Below are 21,564 nucleotides of genomic sequence, written 5' to 3'. Positions count from 1 at the left end.
AATCGCCGTTGAACGGCACGATCCCGAACAGTCCGAACACCGCGGCGAGCACCGCGAGATGCCAGATGAAGATGCCGTAGGACCACCGTCCGAGCGCCAGCATCACCCGCGAACACAGCACCCGGTACGGCCCCGCCGACAACACCAATGGCGCCAACACCGCGAACCCGCACACGGCGCCGAGCACCATCTTGACGGCGAACTGCCACGGCGCCAGATCCCCGAGCCCGGTGGGGCCCGCCAGCGGGGTGCAGGCCAGCACGTAGGCGACGACGAGCAGCCCCGCCATCACCCACCGTCGGGCACCGATCCCGGCGGTGACCCGCAGCCAACGCGCGACGGGGCGGTGGGTCTCGTATTCGATGGCGCCGACCATCTCCGCGAGTACCAGACCGGCCAGGAACCACGGCAGATGCCCGAACACCCAGTTCTTCGGTTCCACCCCGGCCGCCGTCGGGAGAGCGATGGCGAGCCACGCCCACCCCAGACTGAGCACACCCAGGCCGAGCAGCGCCGGTATCCGCCATCCGACCCGGCCGGTGCCGCTGCCGCCGGCGCGCAGCCGCAGCATCGCCAGTCCGATCACCGGCAACAACGAATAGAAGGCGACCTCCACCGACAGACTCCACATCTGGGTGAGCCCCGCGGTCAGCGACAACGGCACGAACACCTGGGTCAACGTGAGGTTGGCCAGCCACACCGTCAGGTCGGCCCCCTTGGCGTCGGGCAGCAGGGTGAGCACCACGAACACCACCACCACATACGCCGGCCAGATCCGCACCACCCGGTGCAGCAGATAGCGACGCACCCGTGGGGTCGGCGCGGCCCGATGCGCCGCGGCCACCCATGGGCGCCACAACAGGAATCCGGACAGTCCGAAGAACAAGGCCACCGCCAGATCGAGCCGGCCCAGGAGCGGACCGAGCACCGGGAGTTCCACGGTCCGGGTCTGGAACGCGACGTGAGTGGTGAGCACGCCGATCGCCGCGATCGCTCGCATCCCCTCGAGCTGCGGGAAGAACCGGCGCATCTCGGGGACGCCCGCGCTCGGCCGATCGGGCGTCGGATCGGTACTGCTGGGGGGATCGATACTGGTCATGCTGGTCCACCAGGGTAGCCGGGCGCCGCACCCCAGGTCACGCGCACAGTACCGGCGCAGCGGGTCAGTACCCTCGCCCTATGTCGTCGCCCGGTCCCCACAGTGTGCAGACCAGCCGCCTGCAGACCACCGACCTCATCGGACCGGTGCTGTTGTTCGTGGGTGGGTTCCTGCTCGCCGCGGCGATCGCCCTGCCGACCCTGCTCGTCGACGGTCTGCGCACCATCCCGCTGTCCACCGACGTCACCACCACCGCGCTGAGCAGTGGCGTCGGGGATGCCGACGCAGCGCAGATGTTCGACCGGTGTTCGTTGGGCACGCCGACCGCACAGGTCGTCGACGCCGAGCTCGTCCGGCAGCAACGGTTCGTCGCCGTCCAACCGTCCGACGCGGACCGGGTGACCCTGCAGGCGGGGACGTCCATCCAGGCCGATCAGCTGCGGGTCGACGGTCGGGAGGTGGACCCGCAGGCCCCGCGCGCCGGCAGCGAGACCGAGCCGCCGGCCGGGCAGGCCGCGTGCACCGACCCGACCGTGGCCGCCGTGCGCGACCGCATCACGTTGGACCGGACGACGGCCCTGCCCGACCTGGGTCCGTCCGGTGGTCAGCCCGGCAGCTCGGAGATCCAATACGACAGCAACGCGGCACCGATCCGGGTCCCCGACCGCAGCGGCTACACCTATCTGCTGCCGTTCGGGGTTACCGACACCGAACACATCTGGTTCGACGTGACCACCCGGCGTGCGGTGCCGCTGCGTCCCGCGGGCGCCACCACCCTGCACGGCCGCGACGCCACCCGCTTCGTCGCCGACATCCCCGACACCGATCTGCACCAGATCACCGGGGACGCCCAGAGCTCCCCGCCGACGATCATCACCCGACCCGCCGCGTGGTTCGGGGTGCCCGACATCGACCCGGCTCGCGAGTTGACGGCCACCCTGCACCACAGCGGCCGCACCGAGATCGCCGTCGACACCGCCACCGGCACCATCCTCGACCAGCAGATCACCATCGAGCAGAACTACCGGTTCATCGACACCAGCCTGCCCGACCGACGGCTGACCGCGTTGTCGGCGACATTCGGCTACGACAACCCGACGCAGGCGCGGATGAGTGATCGCGCCACCTCGCTGGGCACCCCGGTCACGATCTGGGGCCGCGTCGTGCCGATCCTGGCCGCCGTCGCCGGGTTGGCGTTCCTGGCCGCCGGGCTCACACTCATCACCCGCGGGTGGCCGCCCCGACGACCTCGTCCACCCGCTGCGCACGCAGACCCCACACCGTCGTCGTGACAGCGGCGATCGTCGCCGCGGTCGCCGCCGTGGCCGCGAGCGCCACGATGGTGTCCACCACACCCACGATCACCGCGACCTCCACGGCGAGGACCATCCAGGTCACCGCCGACACCGCGGTCGCCGAGCGGGCGATCGCCGACAGCAGCGCGACCTGCAGGACCGCCAGCATCGCGCCCGTGTAGGCGAACAGCCACAGGATGGGCACCAGCGGCGCGTAGTCGGGCCGCACCAGCACCGGTACCAGCGGCCCGGCCAGTCCGGCGCCGACGGTGAGGATCACCCCGATCCCCGCGACCACACCGACGGCATGCATCAGCGAGCGCCGCGACGTCGCCGGATCGGCCAGCCGCGGATAGAACACGACCCCCACCGCCTGCGGCAACCAGAAGGCCACCTTGGTGGCGATCGCACCCAGCGCGTAGATCCCCGCATCGTCGGGTGAGAGCACCGTCCGCGACAGCAGCAGGTCGATCGACGCCGCCACCACCAGCACCAACTGCACGCCGGAGGCCTGCACCACGTCGAGCAGGTCGATCCCGCCCGAGTTCCGCGCAGGTGTCGGCGGGCCGGTCGCGGCCACCCGGTTCGCGTACCGCACCACCACCGCGGCCACGGCGATGCCCGCCGCGCTCGCCGCCAGCGCCCCGGCCGGGCCGGCCCCGACCGCCAGTGCCGCGATCAGCGGTACCGTACGCAACACGCCGACGGCCGCGAGTACCCAGCCGAGCAGACGGAATTGCTTGTGCCCCTGCAGCACTCCCTGACCGGCTCCGATGATGGTGAGCAGCGGCGCGGCGACGAGCGCGGCCGCGGTGGTGTCGATGTTCATCGACGTCACCCACGCCGTCGGGACGATGGCCACCACCACCAGGACGCACACGCCGATCGTCGTCTGCGTGGTCACCCGACGAATCCGGTGCGGGTCGGCGCGGTGCACCACTGCGCGCGCGACCACCGCCTGCAACGCCAGCGCCGCAACCGTCAGCACGAGCATCGCGGTGAGGCCGACGGCGAGTTCGCCGTACTCGGCGGTGTCGAGCCACCAGCGACTCGCGGTCAGATGGATGAGATAGGCGCAGACGTTGGCGACCATCGACCCGCCGGCCACCCACCCCAGCGCCCCGGCCACACCCGAACGGTCGGTCCGCCCATCGCGCTCAGCGATGCGGTCGTCGTAGCCGGCCATGGCCTCAAGTGTGCACGTCGCGCCCGCCCGACCGTGGGCGGCACGGTGTTTTGCACGCCGCACACGCCATGAGCAACGATGGTGAGGTCCCATCCGCCGCCGCAGGAGCGCACCACCTCGATGTACGACCAGAACTTCCCCGACGACGCCTCGAGCACCGACCCCGTCGGCTTCCGTATCGATCCGGTGCTCGCTCGCAGTTGGCTGCTGGTCAACGCGACCCAGGCCGGACGCTTCGAGGCGGCACACCGGTCCCGCGCCGACATCGTGGTGCTCGACATCGAGGACGCGGTGGCGCCCAAGGACAAGCTGATCGCCCGCGAGCATGTGGTGGACTGGTTGAACGCCGGGCACTCCGACTGGGTGCGGGTCAACGGTTTCGGGACGCCCTGGTGGGCCGACGATCTGGAGGCGCTGGCGGCAATGTCGGTGGGCGGGGTGATGCTGGCGATGGTCGAGTCGGTCGATCACGTCTCCGAAACGGCCAAGCGGCTGCCGGATGTGCCCATCGTGGCGCTGGTGGAGACCGCGCGTGGGCTCGAGCGGATCAGCGAGATCGCCTCGGCCAAGAGCACCTTCCGCCTGGCGTTCGGCATCGGCGACTTCCGGCGCGACACCGGCTTCGGCGACAACCCGGCCACCCTCGCCTACGCCCGATCCCGATTCACCATCGCCGCCAAGGCGGCTCACCTGCCGAGTGCGATCGACGGGCCCACCGTCGGGTCGAGTGCACTGAAACTGTCCGAGGCGACCGCGGTGAGCGCGGAATTCGGGATGACCGGCAAGATCTGCCTGACCCCCGATCAGTGCCATCCGGTCAACGAGGGACTGTCGCCGTCGCAGGACGAGATCAGCTGGGCCAAGGAGTTCTTCGCCGAGTTCGAACGCGACGGCGGCGAGATCCGCAACGGCTCCGACCTGCCGCGGATCGCACGCGGCACCAAGATCTTGGATCTGGCACGCGCGTACGGCATCGAGATGTCCGACTACGACGACGACTCGGTGCACTCCCCCGCCCCGTCGGACACCTATCACTACTGAGCCGGCCATGACCCGGCAGCGCCACCCGGTCGTACTCCTGGTCGCCGTCAGCGGCGCCCTGACCGCGCTGATCATGGCGCCGCTGCTGCGGCCCGGACATCTGCTCTACCGCGACGCGGTGTCCACGCCGCGCTCCTTCGTCACCGACACCGCCCTGGGGCTCGGTGACCTCGCCCCGCGCGCCGTCCCGCAGGACTGGGTGGTGGCCACCGCGTCCGGCCTTCTCGACGGCGGTGTGGTGGTCGTCGGACTCACCGTCGCCGCCCTGGTGTTCGCCGGCGTCGGGTACGGTCGTCTCGCGCTGCGACTGGTGGGCGTGGCCGGACGGACGGGTGCGGTGGCGGCTGCCGTCGTCGCGATCTGGAATCCCTATGTGGCCGAACGCCTCCTCCAGGGCCACTGGAGTCTGCTGGTGTCGTATGCGGCACTCGGGTGGGTTGCGGTCGCCGCGGTCGACATCTTGCGCACGCACGCCGGCGATCCCCGTGCGCCGGGCATCCGGTGGGCGCCGTGGGCGCAACTGGTGGCCGGACTCTGTGCCGCCGGGTTCACCCCCACCGGGTCGATGCTGTCCGGGGTGCTGCTGATCGCCCTCGGCGCCGGTGTCCTGGTGCGCAGTCGGACCGGCGCCGCGTCGGCGGGTGCCGAATCCACCACCGGCCGTCGGCTGTGGTCGATCGCCGCATGCGCGGTGGCGTGGGTCGTCGCCGCCTTGCCGTGGCTGACCGCAACCCTCGTCGGCGGTGCATCCACCACCGGCGGCGACAACGGGTTCGCCGTCTTCGGGGTGCGCGCCGAACCCGGTCTGGGCACGCTGGGCACCGCACTCGGACTGACCGGCATCTGGAACTCCGACGCGGTTCCGGCCAGCCGCACCATCTGGTGGGCGGCGGTGGCCACGGCGGCATTGCTGATCGTGGTGGCGGCCGGGACGGTCTGGCTGTGGCGACACCGCGGCCGCGACACCCCCGTGATCGCGACGTTGGGAGTGTTGGCCGCGGTCTGTGCGGTCGCTGTGTCGGTGGCGGCGATCGGCCCCGTCGCCGAAGCGCTGTCCGACGCCGCCGTGCACGTGCCGGGACTCGGTTTGTTCCGCGACACACAGAAATACCTCGCCCTGATGGTGCCGTTCGTCGCCGTCGCGACCGCTGCGGCGATCGCCGCGGCCCGCCGGTGGGTGCCCGCGGGATTCGCGTTCGCCGCGGCGGCACTCCTGATCGTCGCGCCGCTACCCGATCTCGCGTGGGGTGTCGGCGGAAAGATCTCGCCGGTCACCTACCCGCAGGACTGGGCGGCGGTCGCCAACCGGATCACCTCCGATCACGGTGCGGTGGCGGTGTGGCCGACCGGTTCGGTGCGGCGCTACACGTTCGCCGACGGCCCGTCGCTGGACCCGCTGCCGCGGATGGTGCGTGCACCGGTCGTCGAATCGGGCCGGCTGGTGGTGGATTCGGTGGTCGTCGATGCCGCATCCGGTCGCGGTGCCGACGTCGATGCGGCGTTGTCGGCAGGCGGCTCGACGCAACGGCTGGCCGAGTTGGGTGTCGGCTGGGTGGTGGTGGAGAACCACCACACCCCACCGGCTCTCGTCGCCGATGCGGCAGTCGAGTTCCGCGGCGACGATCTGACCTTGTATCGCGTACCCGGGCCGATCACCGACCTCGGTGCATCGACGGCGGCCCGGTCGAGTGTGGTGGCCGCCCACGTCATCTGGGCGACGACGGCACTGGCCGCGACGGTGGCGGCGTGCTATGCAGCAGCCCGTCGACGACGCCGATGAACCCGTCGGCGGTCGCCGACCACGAGTACCCGGCCGCCTTGCGCTGCGCATTGCCCCCGAGGCGGGCGGACTCCTCCGGGTTGTCGATGAGTTTCCGTGTGGCGCTGACCAGTTCATCGACCCCGTCGACGAGCAGACCGGTCTCACCGTGCTCGATGGATTCCGCCAATCCGACCGAGCTGCGGTAGCCGATCGTGGGCACCCGATGTTGGGCCGCCTCCACCACCGCCAGACCCCAACCCTCTTTGCGCGACGGCATCAGGTGCACGTCGGCGCGGTCGAGCAGCTGGTGTTTGCGGCGTTCGTCGACGTGGCCGTGGAAGGTGACGCACCGTTCGACCCCGAGTCGAGCGGCGGTGGCGTGCAACTCATCGCGCCACCAGCCGCCGCCGATCACGTCGAGGTGGACATCGGCGCGGGTGTGGCGTAGTTCGGCCACCACGGCCAGGGCGTCCTCCACCTGCTTGTGTGGCACCAGGCGCGACAACACACAGAGCCGGGGGCCGGCGGTGCGGTCACCGGTCCCGTCCGTACCGGCCGGCTCCGCCGCGACGGGGTCGATCCCGTTGCGGATCACCGTGATCCGCTCACGATCCACCCCCAACGCGACGAGTTCGTCGGCCGACGGCCCCGACACGGTGACGTACCGGCTGCGGCGGTGCACCCGCGGAGACACCCGCGATTCGAGGAACCAGCCGAACCGGCCGAGCAGGCGCCCGGCCACCGGCCACTGCTCACGATGACAGTGATGGACCAACACCACGGTGGGCGCGCGCGACACAGTGCCGGCGAAGAACGGGATGCCGTTCTGGGTGTCGATCACCACGTCGGGCGCGGCCGGCAACCGGCCACGCCCCCAGCGGGCGGCAACGATCGTGAGCAACGCGCGCGGATACACCGACAGCCGGCCACCGGCCCGCAGGATGCGGATGCCCGCCCGGTCCTCGAGCGCGGGCGCGTCGTCGTAGGCGGCGGTCAACAGGGTCACCCGCATGCCGCGATCGACGAGTTCGGCACCGACGCGTTCGAGGTAGCGTTCGCTGCCGCCACCCTGCGGGTGCGTGGTGTCGCGCCAGCAGAGCAGCAGCACATGAATCGGATCGGACATTGCGACCAGCGTAGGCGATCACGGCGAACGAAAACCCCCGAGGTCGTACGTGGTATCCCCTCCATACCGCGTCCGAACCTCGAGGGTCTCGATCCGACGACAGACAACATGTCTGTTGCGGCTACACTGTAGCCGCTAACCCCGCGGACGTCTACAACGGTAGTTGAGACGGTCCGTACCGGCGAGGGGAGTGCGACGGGTGGACCGAGTGCCGCGGCCACGGATGCGCCGACACCGCCGAGACGCCCATGAGCTGAGAAGGAACCTCGATGTCGGAGCACCCCCGCGGTCGTCCACCGCTGCCCGTCGACGGGATCTTCACCGAGGCACTCGCGCTGCTCGCCGAGGGCGGTATCGCGACACTCGGCATGCGGGCGCTGGCCCGACGACTCGGATCGTCGACGTCCACGCTCTACCGGCAGTTCCCGGGCGGCAAGGACGAGTTGTGCACCCGTTTGGCCGAACACATGATGTCGAAGATCGTCGCCGCGCTGGCGCACTCCGATCTCGGCGGTCGTTGGGACATCGTCGTCGAACGATCGGCCGTGGTCACCTTCGACGTGTTGCACAGCCACCCCCATTCGGCGAGCCTGTTCGCAGGTCAGGTGCGCTTCGGCCCGATGGGGCTGACCCGCTACGAGCGGTCGTTGGGGCTGCTGATGACCACCGGATTGTCGGCCTCGGACGCGGCCGCCGCCGACCACGCCCTGGCCCGGCTCATCGTCGGATATGCGTTGCAGTCCGCGGAGGACACCGAGGAGAGCCGCGCCACGGTGATCGAGTACTACCGCACCCTCGATGCCGCCCAGTTCCCGGCGGTCACCACCGTTGTGCCGGCACTGCCCGAAGACGTGCGCTCGGAGTTCCTGTTCGCGCTGCACACCTTCATGATCGGGTTGCGCGACCGCGCCGACGGGTCGCCGGGCGTGGCCGCAGGTGCCCACCCGTGAGTCGGTTCATGCGGCGGCGCGGCGCCCCGCCGGATTTCGCGCGCTATGCAACGCTGTCCCGCGCGGCGCGGCTCCTCGGCGATTTCCGGTTCGAGCAGTCCGACCCGGCCCGCTTCTACGGCGCCATCGCCGCCGACACCGCCCGGATGGTGGCCGACTGGTATGCCGGTCCGCTCGCGGGCGCAGTGATCCTCGACGTCGGCGGCGGTCCCGGCTACTTCGCCGACGCCTTCGCACGGCGCGGCGCGCACTACATCTCGGTGGAACCCGACGCCGGCGAGATGCACGCAGGCGGTCTCGAGCACCGTGCGACGGTCCGCGGGTCCGGACAGCAGCTACCGTTCGCCGACGACGCGATGGATGTGACGTTCTCCTCCAACGTGGTCGAGCACACCGCCCAGCCGTGGCAGATGTCCGACGAGATGTTGCGGGTGACCCGGCCCGGCGGGGTCGTGATCGTCAGCTACACGCTGTGGTGGGGGCCGTTCGGCGGACACGAGATGGGGCTGACGCACTACTTCGGCGGACACCGTGCCGCGCGGTGGTACACCCGTCGGCACGGTCACCCACCGAAGAACCTCTTCGGCACCTCGCTGTTCCCGGTCACTGCGACCCAGGGTCTGCGGTGGGCGCACGCCGTGTCCGGTGCCGACGTGGTGGCCGCCTTCCCCCGCTATCTGCCGTGGTGGATGTGGTGGGTGATGGCCGTACCCGGTCTGCGCGAAGTCCTCGGCACCAACCTGGTGCTCGTGCTACGCAAACACTGAGCCCGGCCGCCCGGCACCCATCCGACCCGGCGTCAGGCGTCACTGCAATGTCGCCGAGCAACGCAGTGGCCCGCCGCGACTGGTCGACGAGGCCAGCAGATCCTCACCGCGCAGGATGTTGCAGGTCACCGGGCCGCGGATCACGATGGCGGTGATCTCCGCCGACGTCCCGCCGACCGTCGCGGCCTGCGACCACGGGGTGCCGGCTGCCGCGACCACCGTCGAACTGCCCTGTTCGAGGTAGCGGATACCGACGACGTCGCCGTTACCGGTGAGCTGATAGACCACCTCACCCGGGGAGACCGTCGGCGTCGTCGTGGTGGTGGTGTCCTCGGTCGTCGTGGTGGTCGTCGTGGTAGAGCTGTCCTCCTCGGTCGTCGACGTCGTCGCCGACGACGAGTCGGCACCCGCGGCTGCGTCCCCGCCGTCGTCGGTGCCGCCACGCGCGATCAACACACCGACCAGCGCCAGCACCACCAGCGCGGCGAGTGCGGCCAACGCCAGGCCGACGGTACGTCCGGTGTTCTTCGGCGGGGGCGGCCCCGGCGGTACCGGTCCGCTGTAGCCGGGACCTCCGTACCCCGCACCGTAGTTGGCCGCGGTGTAGGCCTGCGGTGCGTCGTAGGGTCCGGGCTGCGCCGTCGGCGGCGGCACGTCCGGGCCCGCACCTGGCTGCTGACCCGGGATCTCATCGGTGGGCCCGAAGGCAGCCGTCTCGTCGGTGGGCTCGAAGGCGGCTGTCTCGTCGGTGGGCTCGAAACGTCGCGTCTCCGGGCTCTCTCGATTCGGATCCCAGGGTTCGTCGGGTGGTCGGGTCATGGACCGATTGTGTCACTGCCCGCCGACGGGCCGGCCGTACGACCCGAGGCCGTCGCCGGCCAGACCGCATCGGTCGGCAGAGACCTTCCGCGCAACCGAGGTTTCCGCCGACCGATGAGGTCGCTGCGCCCACACCGCTGCGCTATCCGACGACTCACGTCTCGACGATCGCCTCCAGCGGCCGCGTGCGCGCCGCCCGGACCGCCGGCCACAGCGCGGCGAGGACACCCACCACCGCCGACGCGATCAATGTGATGCCGATCAGACTCCACGGCACGACCGGTGTCCCGAGGCCCCACTTCGCCAGCGTCCGCACCAGCGCCACGCCGATGACGGTACCGAGCACCACCCCGAGGATGGCCCCGAAGATCGCGATCAGCACCGACTCCAGATAGATGCTGCGACGAACCTGGGCACGCAACATGCCGACGGCACGCAACATGCCGATCTCCCGTTTACGCTCCACCACCGACAGCGCGAGGGTGTTGATGATCCCCAGCACCGCGATCAGCAGCGCCAAGCCGAGCATGGCGTACAAGGTGGCCAGCATCTGGTCGATCTGGCTGGACACCGAACTCTTGAACTGGGTGCGGTCCTGCACCTGAACGGTCAGATACGACGCGGTCGCATCCTCCAGATTCGTCCGCAGCACCTCCGGCGCCACGCCCTGCTCCGGCGCCACGAAGATCATCGCGCTCACCTGCGCCGAGGCCGGCACCAACCGGTCGTAGACATCGGGGCCGACCAGCCAGGGCTGCAGCGCCTCGTTGTCGGCGTACACCCCGGAGACCGTGACCGGCACGTCCTGGCCGGTGGGACCGGTGAAGGTCACCACGTCGCCACGGTCCCAGCCCTTGTCGATGCTGGTGCGTTCGCTGACGAACATGCCGTCGGCCGGCAACTGGTCCGACGCTCCGTCGCGCATGTCGAGCACCGCGACGTCGGCGGGCTGGCCGCCCACCGCGCCGTACCCGGTCACACGCTGCCCGTCGGCGGTCGCCTGGATGATGCCGAAGCTGACCGACGACGCCACCCCGTCGACCTCCTCGACCGCGTCGGCGACCGCGCCCGGGATCGGCAGCTGATTGCTGCCGACGATGATGAACTCCGCGGTCATCCCGCTGTCCACCGCCTCGTTCACGGTGCCCTTGAACGAGGTGCCCAGGGTGCCGATCACCGCCACCAGCATGAGGCCCAACGTCAGCGCGAACGCCGTTGCCGCGGTCCGTCGCGGGTTGCGCACCGCATTGGTGCGGGCCAGGCGCCCGATCCTGCCGAACGGGGCACCGAGCACCGAGCCGAGCGCGCCGACCACCGGCCGCGACAACGCCGGACCGGCGAGCACCACTGCCGCGATCGCGCCGGCCGCGCCGACCCCCACGGCGATCGCCGGGCCGACACCGACCCCCATCGCCCCGGCGATGATGGCCACCAGTGAGATGACGCCCACGACCGCACCGATGGCCGTGCGTCGCGTCAACGGCGCCGATCCCTCGGCCATCCCCGCCCGCATCGCCTCGACCGGCGGCACCCGCGACGCGCGGACCGCCGGCACCCAGGCACTGATCATCGTCACCACGATGCCGACGAACAGCGCCGCCAGCACCGCCCAGACACCCACCTGCAGCGGCGCGTCCGGCAGACCCGACGCCGAGGTGGTGAGTGCCTTGAGCAATGCGGCCAGACCGACACCGACGGCCAGACCCACCAGGCCGCCGATGACGCCGACCACGAACGCCTCGAACAGCACCGAACGCGACACCTGGCGCCGGCTCGCACCGACCGCACGCAGCAACGCCAGCTCGCGATTACGCTGCGCGACGATCATCGAGAAGGTGTTGTAGATGATGAACGTACCCACGATCAGGCCGATGGCCGCGAAGGCCAACAGGATTGCGGTGAAGATGGTCAGGAACTCGTTGACCTGATCCTTCTGGTCCTGACGCACCTGATCGCCGGTACGCACCTCGTAGGTGTCGGGCGGCAACGCGGCTGCGACCCGCTGCTGGAGTTCCTCGGGGGTGACACCCTCGACGGCGGACATGTCGACCTGGGCCACATGCTCACCATCGGAGAACAGGCTGCGTGCCGTCGCCTCGTCGAACTGCACGTTCACATAGCCACCGGTCGAGCCGGGCAGATCGAGCAGTCCGACCACCGTCACCTCGCGCGGCGCGGCCGAACCCTGCCCGACCACGAGTTGGGTGGTGGACCCGACCTGGAGGCCCGCCTTCTCCGCAGCCGACGAATTCAGCGCCACCTCACCGGAATTCGTGGGACCGCGACCACCGGGCAGGATCTTGCTGGTGTCCGGGGACAACGCCTCATCGGGTGGCAGGTACGCGGTACCGACACTCGGCGCGCCGCCTGTCTGCAGTGCCTTGCCCTCGGCATTGGCGATGGTGACCAAGCCGGTGTAGTTGGCGACGATCTTGTCGATACCCAATTCCTGCTTCTGCGCGGTCAGGTCGTCGACGATCGTGAGCGGGACACCCGGCGACTGATTGCTGTCCGGGGTGATCTCCACGGCCACACCGGGTGCCGCCGAGTCGAAGATGTCGTTGAACGCCTTGGAGATCGTGGACGTGAACACGATGGAACCGGCGACGAACGAGGTGCCGAGCACGATCGAGAACACGGTCAGGAAGAGTCTGAGTTTGTGAGCGCGCAGGTTGCGCAGGGAGACCCGGCGCATCACGGTCGATGTGGCCATGAGTTCAGCGCACCTCGGAGGCGTTCTCGTCGGCGGCGTGCCTGGGACCGGTTGAATTCGGCCCGCTCGCTTCGCTCCCGGCGCCGGACACATTCGGCCCGCTCGCTTCGCTCCCGGCGCCGTCCAAATTCCTCATCACCTCGAACACGTCGTCGGCCGATGGACGCGCGAGTTCGCGGACGATCTGACCGTCCGCCAGGAACACCACACGATCGGCGTAGGAGGCCGCCCGCGGATCGTGGGTGACGATCACCACGGTCTGGCCGAATTCGTCGGTCGCGGCGCGCAGAATCGACAGCACCTCACCGGAGGATCGCGAGTCGAGATTGCCGGTCGGCTCGTCGCCGAAGATGATCTCCGGCTTGCCGACCAGCGCGCGGGCACACGCCACGCGTTGCTGCTGCCCGCCGGACAACTCGCTGGGCAGATGATCGAGCCGATCGGCGATCCCGAGTCGCCCGATCACCGTGTCGAACCATTCCTGGTCGATGTCGCGTCCGGCGATGTCGACCGGCAGTGTGATGTTCTCGCGAGCGCTCAGCGTGGGAACGAGGTTGAACGACTGGAAGACGAACCCGATCCGGTCGCGCCGCAACTCGGTCATCGCCTTGTCCGAGAGACCGGTCAGGTCAACCTCGCCGATGTGAACCCGGCCGTCGGTGGCCACATCGAGTCCGGCGAGGCAATGCATCAGGGTGGACTTGCCGGAGCCCGACGGCCCCATGATCGCGGTGAACTCGCCCTCGGCGAACTCGATGTCGACGCCGCGCAGGGCCTCGACGACGGTGTCACCCGTGCCGTAGACCTTCGTCAGATCCGCCGCGCCGGCGGCGACCGCGCGCGTGTCGATGGGTGAACCGTCTGTGTGAGCCGATGTCATGGCCTCAACGGTGCCAAATCTCCCGACCGTTGGCCATCAGGAATATCCCTGAGATGGACTCGGGGTGGGCCACCAGGTCATTCGGACACCCGAAATTGTGTGCGCCGTCAGCGGATGGGCAGGTGGAACTCCAGGCCGTGTACGCGCGTCGGACCGGCGAACATGTCGTTGGTCACGATGTACAGGATGCGCGCGCGGTAGCCCCTGGACGGAGTCGCCGGAAGCCAATTGCCCCACGCCAATCCCGACATGTTGCCGGTGGCGAGCCGGGTCAATGGCGCAGTCGAGAAGACCCGTTTCTTGGGCATCACCTTCTCCTTGCCCGACAGCTCCTTCTTGCCGCTCACCGCAGTGGCCCCGCGGGTGGTGGTCCAGTAGATGCGGGCCGCTCGGCCGTTGCCGCGTTCGAGCACCAGATAGTCGGTGTTGTTCACCGCCAGCACGTCGGCTGCGACCTTGTCGCCGTCGGTGCGGTAGACGTACTCCGATGTGTTGCGCCCCGCCCAGGTGATCAATCGTGCCGACGTGCGACGATCCTGTTTGAGGCCGCCCGCGGTGATCGCACTGATCCGATCACCGGGCGACACCGCCACTCCGGTGAGCCCGCGCTGACCGTTCAGACCGGACTTGCCGGTGACCCGATAGGCCGACGGCAGCGGCAGATCGCGGACATGATTGCCGATCGGCCCGGTGACGCGAACGAACTGGTTCGCACCGCCGCTGGCCACCACATAGCCGCCGCCCAACCGGCGAATGCCCTCGAACTGCGCCCCACCGGGAAGGATCGGCAGGTTGTAGGGAGCGAATACCGTGCCACCACCGGTCACGCGTCCCCCGCCGGTGAAGCCCAGGTTCGACGTGAACGGGATGGTGGCGTTGTAGGTTCGGGCAGGCCCGAACCGGCCGACATCGGTCGAGATCAGCACGTACGTGCCATTTCCGGTGCGGTCCAGGCCGGAGATGCCACCAAAGGTCGGAACACCGCCGATGATCGTCGAATCCCGATACAGCGCAATCGGTTCGTCACTCGGCGGCGCCGCGACCACCGCACCCGCGGTCATCGTCGAAAGCCCTACAGCACAAGCGGACACGAGCGCCGCCCCCCACAAGCGAAGTCTCATGGTAGGGCACCCTACCCCATGGACCCGCCGCCGACCCGCTCACCGAGCCCCTCCCCCCTAGCAACCCGACCGCCCAACTCACCCCACGGAGGCCGAGAGAACCGCAAAAAGCGTCGAGAGAACCCAGCCACTCACGCAGCCGGATTCTCTCGACGAAATTCTGGGTTCTCTCGGCGCTTTTTGGGGTTCTCTCGGCGCGAAGGTGGTCGGCCTCCGTCGCTTGCGCTGGGAGGGTGGCCTGCGCTGGGCGATAAGTTGCGTCAGGCCAAGCGCTGCTTCAGGTGATCCAACTCGTCACGCAGCGAGCTCGGGAGCTTGTCGCCGACGAAGTCGAACAGCTCCTCGATCAGCGGGATCTCCTGACGCCACTCGTCGGCGTTGAACTCGAGCGCCTCGGCGAGATCCTCGGAGGACACATCGAGACCGCTGACGTCGATCTCCTCGGGCTTGGCGACGACCCCGATGGGCGTCTGGACGCCTTCGGACTCACCCTCGATGCGACCGATGATCCACTTGAGCACGCGGCTGTTCTCGCCGAACCCGGGCCAGAGGAAGCGCTTGTCGTCGCCGCGACGGAACCAGTTGACGTAGAACACCTTTGGCAGCTTGGTGGCGTCGGCGTTCTTGCCCAGGTCGAGCCAGTGCTGAAGGTAGTCGCCCACGTGGTAGCCGATGAACGGGAGCATGGCCATCGGGTCGCGCCGCACGGTTCCCACCTTGCCCTCGGCGGCAGCGGTCTGCTCGGAGCCGACGGTGGCACCCATGAACACACCGGTCTGCCAGTCGTGGGCCTCGGTCACCAGGGGCACGGTGGTCTTGCGGCGACCGCCGAAGAGGATCGCCGAGATCGGCACACCCTTCGGGTCGTCCCATTCCTCGGCCAGCGACGGGCACTGCGAGATGGGTGTGCAGTACCGCGAGTTGGGGTGCGCGGCCTTGTGGTCGGATTCCGGTGTCCAGTCCTCACCAAGCCAGTCGGTCAGGTGGGCCGGGGTCTCGCCACCGATGCCCTCCCACCAGATGTCGCCGTCGTCGGTCTCGGCGACATTGGTGTAGATGGTGTTCCCCTGCTCGATGGTGCGCATCGCGTTGGGGTTGGAGTCGTCGCTGGTGCCGGGCGCGACGCCGAAGAAGCCGAACTCCGGGTTGATCGCGTAGAGGCGGCCGTCGTCACCGAATCGCATCCAGGCGATGTCGTCACCCACGGTCTCGGCCTTCCAGCCCGGGATGGTGGGCTGAATCATCGCGAGGTTGGTCTTGCCGCAGGCGCTGGGGAAGGCGGCGGCGACGTAGTAGACCTTGTCCTGCGGGCTGGTCAGTTTCAGGATCAGCATGTGTTCGGCCATCCAGCCCTCGTCGCGCGCGATCACCGAGGCGATGCGCAGCGCGTAGCACTTCTTGCCGAGCAGGGCGTTGCCGCCGTATCCGGAACCGAACGACCAGATCTCGCGGGTCTCCGGGAAGTGGGTGATGTACTTCTCGGAGTTGCAGGGCCAGGGGACGTCGGCCTGCCCCGGCTCCAGCGGCGCACCCACCGAGTGCAGACACTTGACAAAGAACCCGTCGTCACCGAGGACGTCGAGCACCTCACGCCCCATTCGGGTCATGATCTTCATCGACAGCACGACGTATTCGGAATCGGTGAGCTCGACGCCCAGCTTCGGGTCGTCCGAACCCAGCGGCCCCATGCAGAACGGGATGACGAACATCGTGCGGCCCCGCATGCTGCCGCGGTAGAGGTCGGTCATGGTGGCGCGCATCTCGGCCGGGTCGACCCAGTTGTTGGTGGGACCGGCGTCGGCGGGATCGGCCGAACAGATGAAGGTCCGCGATTCCACGCGCGCGACATCCGCGGGATCCGACTTGGCCAGGAAGGAGTTCGGCTTCTTGTCGTCGTTGAGCCGCTCGAACGTGCCGGCTTCGACGAGCTGCTCGCTCAGCCGCTGCCACTCCTCGTCAGTTCCGTCGGCCCACACCACCCGTTCCGGCTGCGTCAGTTCCGCTACCTCGGCGACCCACGCCAGCAGTCCGGCGTGTTTTGTCGGGGCGGTGTTCGGATCCAGGCCTGGAATGGTGGCTGAGGTCATTGTCGGTTCTCCTCCGAGGTGACGGCGCGATGCACAGCCGTCGCGATGTCGTCGTCACCACAGGATACGTTCACCGAGCGCCCGCTAGGTACCGGGGTGATCCAGATGCGGCAAATCCCACACCATGACATCGATCATTGACATATCCGCGGGCGTGCGTTCGGTTCAGCCCAATCGTCCCGTGTCGGTGGCCACCCAGGTGCCGCTACCGGGGTCCAGCACCCGAGACGAGAATGCCCCTTCCCCGTCGACCTCGGTGATCTTGTCGACCTGACCGTCGCGATCGCTGTCGGTGTACACCGCGAGCCCGCCGTCACCGGTGCGGGTGAGCGAATCGGGCACGCCGTCGTCATCGGTGTCGACATCGGCCGGCCCGAGGTCCCAGATTCGACCGTCGGAATGCATCCACAGGTGATCCTCGGGTCCCGACGAAGCGTCCGGATGCTCGAACACGGCGCCGGCGTCGTGGCGGCCCGTCGCGGCAATCCCGTCCGGACTCACCGACCCGTGACTGTCGAACGGTTCGTCGCCGAGTGGGTCACCACCCAGAAATGACATGTCCATCCGCACTCCCCTCGTCGATGCCGCGTCCGCACACCACCGTGATGATAAGACGCGCGAGGCGGCCGATCGGTTCCATCGAGATCCGGGACGACGGCGACACGGCCCGATCGACACCCCGGTTCCTCCGCCCGGTCTCGTCATAGTCCCCGATGATTGCGAGCGGACGAACTGATCTGCGGAGGACCACCCCCGGTTATCCGGGCTCGGCTGATGGTCGCCGGCCCGCTGCGGTGCGAATGAGCTCGGTGCGCAGCGCCCGCACCCGGGCGAGCCGATCACGGGCGGGCTGCCGGGCGGCCCCGGAGCGCAGTGCCCGCAGTTGATCGTCGATCACCGCGACGTCGGCGGTCGCCTGCCGGGCGCGACGCTCGTGGAACCGGGTGACCTGACTGACCAGGTGTGACTCGGCCGCGGCCACCCGCGTACCGACCCGGTGCTCGAGTCGCCCTCGCGTCTCGGTGAGCACGTCGCTGCTCCAGGTGCGCAACTCGGCCCGCACCGCGGCAGAGCGTCGGACGCGGATGACCAGCACTGCGGCCACGACACCCAGTGCCAGCGTCAGCGGCATGCTCACCCACTGCAGAGTCTGCACCGAGGCCATCGGTGCGACGATGAGTCGGCCGAGCCCGAGTCCGCTGGACGCACCGATGAGCACGACCAGCAGGTCCTCGCCGCTGCGGCGGAGCGGGGGCAGTGGTCTGTCGAACGGCGGCCCGACGTCGTCGGCGCCGAGAGGCCCGGGGTGCGGTGCGGCCGCATCGATGCCGAGCAGCGCAGCGGCCTCCACCTCGTCGAGACGCTGGTCGGTGGCCTCGTCGACACGGGCGCGCAGCGCCACGGTCTGCTCGGTCAACCAGCGGGCGAAGTCCTCGCGGCCACGTGCGGACAACCCGGCCGACCGGGCGGTCGCCTCCGCGGCGAGCGCCCGGGTGGCGCCGGCGATGTCGGCGAACGTCTCGCTACGTGCCCGGGCGAGCCCGGTGCGCACCGCCACCAGCCGGTCGGCGCGCCCGCGGTCCCGCGACTCCAGCACCGCCCGACGGCGCGCGGCCAGCTCGTCGGGGTCGTCGTCTCGACGCGCCCCGGCGGCAACCAGCTCGTCCTCCAGCTGCCCCAGCGCGGCCAGCGCGGCACCGGTCCGGGCGCGTTCGCGACGCTCGTCGGCGGGGGCCGACACCTCGTCGGCCGCCCATGCGAGCAGCCCGTCGACGCCCGACTCCGTCGCCGTCCCGGCCAGCGCGAGGGTCGACGACACGGCGAAGACCGGTAGCTCCTCGCGCGGATCGAGTGTGGCGCGGTGCGCCCGCAGGATGCGCGGCCACTCCCAGAATGCGTCGATCTTGGTGCAGACCAACGCGACGATCCCGAACCGTCGGCGCAGTTCGTCGGCCGCGGCGCGTTCCTCGGCGCCCACCGACGACGTCGGGTCGACCACCAGCAGGGCGGCGCCCACCGCCGCGTCGTCGGCGCGTGCCCCCCATCGGCCGCGCTCCATCCGGATACCGGGTTCGGTGCGACGACAGGCCTCGAGCAGGCTCGACACCCCGGTCCCGCCGATGCCGAACACCGCGATGTCGGTGCCTCCGCCGATGGTCGGCGCGGGGTCGACGCCGGTCAGTTCGGCCACCGCGGCCGCCACATCGGTGACGGCGGCACCCGGCACGGCCATCATGCCGCCTCGGACTCGGCGAGTTGCCGCAGGAGCGGCTCCACCGCGTCACGGTCGTGCCCTCGTGCGGCGATGATCTCGAGTCGGGTACGCAGCTCCGCCAGCCGCCACCGCCGGACCACGCCGACACGTTCACGGATGGGCGTGATCACGTCGTCGATGCCGCTGCGCTGCCACAGTTCGCGGTCGAGCATCGCGGCGTCCACTGCGTCGTCGGGGTCGGCCGCGAGCAGATCGAGCGCCACCTCGATGCCGGCCCGATCGATCCGCCGCAGCACGGCGGCACGCAGCGACCGTTCGTCATCCGGGCCTGCCGTGAGAAAGGCCCCGGCCATCGCGGGCATCATCTCCCCGGCTCGTGCCAGACCGCGGAGGAAACCGAGCTCGGCATCGGTGACCGCCGTACACGCCAGCAGAGCCGACACCGGGATCACCGTCCGGTCGATCTGCTCCGCGCAGCGGCCGGCGACCTCGGCGGCGACAAACCGATCGCGGTGGGTGTCCGCCTTGTTGAGCACCACGATCGTCCGGTCGGCCGGCAACCGCGCCAGCATGTCGGTGTCGGCGCCGCGCGGCGGGCCGGTGAGGACGTGCAACCACAGATCGGCGTCGCGATCATCACGATCGCTGGATGCGGCCACCGAGAGGCGCTCACCGAGCGCACGCACACAGGTCGCCCGCCCGCTGCCGACGCGACCACTCACGTGGATCTGCAGCGGCCGTGCATAGCGGCGCGCGGCGTCGGCGAGTTCCGCACGGGCGGGTGAGTCGGGTGCGACGACGTCGGCGAGCCGCCCGGACTCGGCGAGCCGGGCGGGCGCCTGCGCAGGCATGGTGCTCGGGTCGACCGCCATGGCTGGCAATCTATCGGTATATCGGATCGGCGCGGTGTCCGGAGCGCGGGATTGGCCGCTGACCGGGGCAGAAGCGGTGTCGACTGTTCGGCAGCGCACCCGATGCGCAACGATGGACGGGTGAGCGAGAGCGTCGATCAGTCACGTCTGTACCCGCGGGTGACCAGTTTCCGATTCCGTCGGGGCACTCTGACGACGGGTCAGCAACGCAACTGGGAGCAGCTGTGGCCCCGGCTCGGCCGCGACCTCGCGATCGGCGCCGACCGTGTTCCCGAGGAGCCGCTGGACCTGCCGCAGTTCTTCGGCCGCAGCGCACCGGTCGTGCTGGAGATCGGGAGCGGGACGGGGATCTCGACGGCGGCGATGGCGACCGAGGAACCCGACGTCGACGTCCTCGCGGTGGAGGTCTACAAGCCGGGCCTCGCACAGCTGCTGGGACTCGTCGACCGCGGCGGTCTGACGAATGTGCGGATGGTGCGCGGCGACGCGGTGGTGGTGCTGACCGAGTTGCTGGGTCCGGAGTCGCTGACCGGAATTCGGGTGTTCTTCCCCGATCCGTGGCCGAAATCACGCCACCACAAGCGCAGGCTCATCCAGAGCGGCACGCTGGAGTTGATGGCCGACCGACTGGTGCCCGGTGGAGTGCTGCACATCGCGACCGATCATGCGGGCTACGCGGAGTGGATCGCCGAACGCCTCGCGACGCAGCGCCGCGACCGCCCGCACGTCATCCAGGCGACCACCGGGGCACCGATCCTGCTCGACCGTCCCACCACCAAATTCGAGGGGCGCGCCGAACGAGAGGGTCGCGAGGTGAACGAGTTCGTATATGTTCGGCCCCAACCACCCACTTCCCGACCCACCGAAAGCGGCGGAGCATGAGCGACGACGTCACCGCGACCCAGCCCGCCCCATCGCGGAACACCGGGTCAGCACCACAATCCGGGTCGTCGGAGACGGCCGCGCCGAGCCGGTTCGGCGATACGATCTCCGGGCAGAGCGGCACCCCCCGGGTCCTGCTGGTCTGGGACGCACCCAACATGGACATGGGACTCGGCGCGATCCTCGGTGGCCGCCCGACCGCGGCCCACCGCCCGCGGTTCGACGCGTTGGGCCGCTGGCTGCTGCAACGCACCGCCGACATCTCCGCCACCCGAGACGCCGCGACGACGGTCGAGCCCGAGGCGACCGTGTTCACCAACATCGTCCCGGGCAGCGCCGACGTCGTGCGGCCCTGGGTCGATGCGCTGCGCAACGTCGGCTATGCGGTGTTCGCGAAGCCCAAACTCGCCGACGACAGCGATGTGGACAGCGACATGCTCGACCACATCGCACTTCGCAGGCACACTGTGGGACTAGCTGGGCTCATCGTTGCCTCGGCCGACGGCCAGGCGTTTCGGGAGCCGCTGCTCGAGGTGGCCGCCGACGGCATCCCGGTCACGGTGATCGGGTTCCGCGAGCATGCCAGCTGGGCCCTGACCACCGAGGAGTTGGAGTTCGTCGACCTGGAGGACATCCCGGCGGTGTTCCGCGAGCCGTTGCCGCGCATCGGCCTCGACTCGTTGCCCGACGATGGGGCGTGGCTCACACCGTTCCGGCCGCTGCAAGCGCTGCTGCACTGATCACGGCCG

Annotated in this window: 17 protein-coding genes and 1 pseudogene; 7 read left to right on the top strand and 11 right to left on the bottom strand. The window is 69.7% G+C overall.

The features are described from left to right. Nucleotides 1–4 precede the first annotated feature (4 nt). Nucleotides 5–1,000: pseudogene (locus tag NWF22_RS12910) on the bottom strand (acyltransferase family protein); the annotation flags it as partial. 179 nt (nt 1,001–1,179) lie between these two features. Here NWF22_RS12910 and pgfA point away from each other — a divergent pair. Then, the gene (pgfA, locus tag NWF22_RS12905; protein ID WP_160902060.1) at nt 1,180–2,391 is read left to right on the top strand and encodes a cell envelope lipid trafficking protein PgfA; all 1,212 of its coding nucleotides are present in this window, start codon (nt 1,180–1,182) and stop codon (nt 2,389–2,391) included. Here pgfA and NWF22_RS12900 read toward each other — a convergent pair. Then, nucleotides 2,321–3,487: a polysaccharide biosynthesis protein gene (locus NWF22_RS12900; protein ID WP_160902212.1), complete on the bottom strand. Its 1,167-nt coding sequence runs from the start codon at nt 3,485–3,487 to the stop codon at nt 2,321–2,323. The two genes, pgfA and NWF22_RS12900, sit on opposite strands and share 71 nt — an antisense overlap. A 213-nt stretch (nt 3,488–3,700) precedes the next feature. Here NWF22_RS12900 and NWF22_RS12895 point away from each other — a divergent pair, with 213 nt between their 5' ends. Next, nucleotides 3,701–4,621, top strand: coding sequence for an HpcH/HpaI aldolase/citrate lyase family protein (locus NWF22_RS12895; protein WP_160902211.1), 921 nt, complete (start codon nt 3,701–3,703; stop codon nt 4,619–4,621). Nucleotides 4,622–4,628: 7 nt separating this feature from the next. Continuing rightward, a complete protein-coding gene (locus tag NWF22_RS12890; protein ID WP_160902059.1) occupies nt 4,629–6,401 on the top strand; it encodes an MmpA family trehalose lipid delivery protein in 1,773 nt (590 codons plus the stop codon). Here NWF22_RS12890 and NWF22_RS12885 read toward each other — a convergent pair. Continuing rightward, nucleotides 6,328–7,509: a glycosyltransferase family 4 protein gene (locus NWF22_RS12885; RefSeq protein WP_160902058.1), complete on the bottom strand. Its 1,182-nt coding sequence runs from the start codon at nt 7,507–7,509 to the stop codon at nt 6,328–6,330. The genes NWF22_RS12890 and NWF22_RS12885 overlap by 74 nt on opposite strands. Before the next feature lie 269 nt (nt 7,510–7,778). Between NWF22_RS12885 and NWF22_RS12880 the strand changes: the two genes are divergently transcribed. Both NWF22_RS12880 and NWF22_RS12875 read left to right on the top strand, forming a co-directional pair. Continuing rightward, nucleotides 7,779–8,459: a TetR/AcrR family transcriptional regulator gene (locus NWF22_RS12880; RefSeq protein WP_160902057.1), complete on the top strand. Its 681-nt coding sequence runs from the start codon at nt 7,779–7,781 to the stop codon at nt 8,457–8,459. Between the two features lie 8 nt (nt 8,460–8,467). Continuing rightward, nucleotides 8,468–9,226, top strand: a complete 759-nt coding sequence (locus NWF22_RS12875) for a class I SAM-dependent methyltransferase (protein WP_160902210.1) — start codon at nt 8,468–8,470, stop codon at nt 9,224–9,226. 39 nt (nt 9,227–9,265) lie between these two features. On the opposite strand, the gene NWF22_RS12870 is transcribed toward NWF22_RS12875, so the two are convergent. The 8 genes from NWF22_RS12870 to NWF22_RS12835 all read right to left on the bottom strand — a co-directional run bounded on the left by NWF22_RS12870 (nt 9,266) and on the right by NWF22_RS12835 (nt 19,933). Beyond that, nucleotides 9,266–10,045: a hypothetical protein gene (locus tag NWF22_RS12870; protein WP_160902056.1), complete on the bottom strand. Its 780-nt coding sequence runs from the start codon at nt 10,043–10,045 to the stop codon at nt 9,266–9,268. A 154-nt stretch (nt 10,046–10,199) separates the two neighbouring features. Then, nucleotides 10,200–12,758: an ABC transporter permease gene (locus tag NWF22_RS12865; RefSeq protein WP_160902055.1), complete on the bottom strand. Its 2,559-nt coding sequence runs from the start codon at nt 12,756–12,758 to the stop codon at nt 10,200–10,202. 4 nt (nt 12,759–12,762) lie between these two features. Further along, on the bottom strand, nt 12,763–13,638 hold the full coding sequence (locus tag NWF22_RS12860) for an ABC transporter ATP-binding protein (RefSeq protein WP_160902054.1): 876 nt from the start codon (nt 13,636–13,638) through the stop codon (nt 12,763–12,765). A gap of 107 nt (nt 13,639–13,745) precedes the next feature. After that, nucleotides 13,746–14,759, bottom strand: coding sequence for an esterase-like activity of phytase family protein (locus NWF22_RS12855; RefSeq protein WP_160902053.1), 1,014 nt, complete (start codon nt 14,757–14,759; stop codon nt 13,746–13,748). A gap of 260 nt (nt 14,760–15,019) precedes the next feature. Beyond that, nucleotides 15,020–16,846 (bottom strand): phosphoenolpyruvate carboxykinase (GTP), encoded by a 1,827-nt coding sequence (locus NWF22_RS12850; RefSeq protein WP_160902052.1) that lies wholly within the window; start codon nt 16,844–16,846, stop codon nt 15,020–15,022. 165 nt (nt 16,847–17,011) lie between these two features. After that, on the bottom strand, nt 17,012–17,410 hold the full coding sequence (locus tag NWF22_RS12845; RefSeq protein WP_160902051.1) for a DUF6802 family protein: 399 nt from the start codon (nt 17,408–17,410) through the stop codon (nt 17,012–17,014). 193 nt (nt 17,411–17,603) lie between these two features. Further along, nucleotides 17,604–19,082: a GTPase domain-containing protein gene (locus tag NWF22_RS12840; RefSeq protein ID WP_160902050.1), complete on the bottom strand. Its 1,479-nt coding sequence runs from the start codon at nt 19,080–19,082 to the stop codon at nt 17,604–17,606. Continuing rightward, nucleotides 19,079–19,933, bottom strand: coding sequence for a hypothetical protein (locus NWF22_RS12835; RefSeq protein WP_160902049.1), 855 nt, complete (start codon nt 19,931–19,933; stop codon nt 19,079–19,081). Before NWF22_RS12835 ends, NWF22_RS12840 begins: the two co-directional genes overlap by 4 nt. Before the next feature lie 102 nt (nt 19,934–20,035). On the opposite strand from NWF22_RS12835, the gene trmB reads away from it, so the two are divergent. Next, nucleotides 20,036–20,815, top strand: a complete 780-nt coding sequence (trmB, locus tag NWF22_RS12830) for a tRNA (guanosine(46)-N7)-methyltransferase TrmB (protein WP_160902048.1) — start codon at nt 20,036–20,038, stop codon at nt 20,813–20,815. Beyond that, complete coding sequence (locus NWF22_RS12825) at nt 20,812–21,555, top strand: NYN domain-containing protein (protein ID WP_202398475.1); 744 nt, start codon at nt 20,812–20,814, stop codon at nt 21,553–21,555. Before trmB ends, NWF22_RS12825 begins: the two co-directional genes overlap by 4 nt. Nucleotides 21,556–21,564: the final 9 nt, after the last annotated feature.

This window comes from Gordonia mangrovi, assembly GCF_024734075.1.
GTDB lineage: Bacteria > Actinomycetota > Actinomycetes > Mycobacteriales > Mycobacteriaceae > Gordonia > Gordonia mangrovi.
Note: the sequence above shows the minus strand (reverse complement) of the source record. Positions and strands in the feature narration are given on the sequence as shown.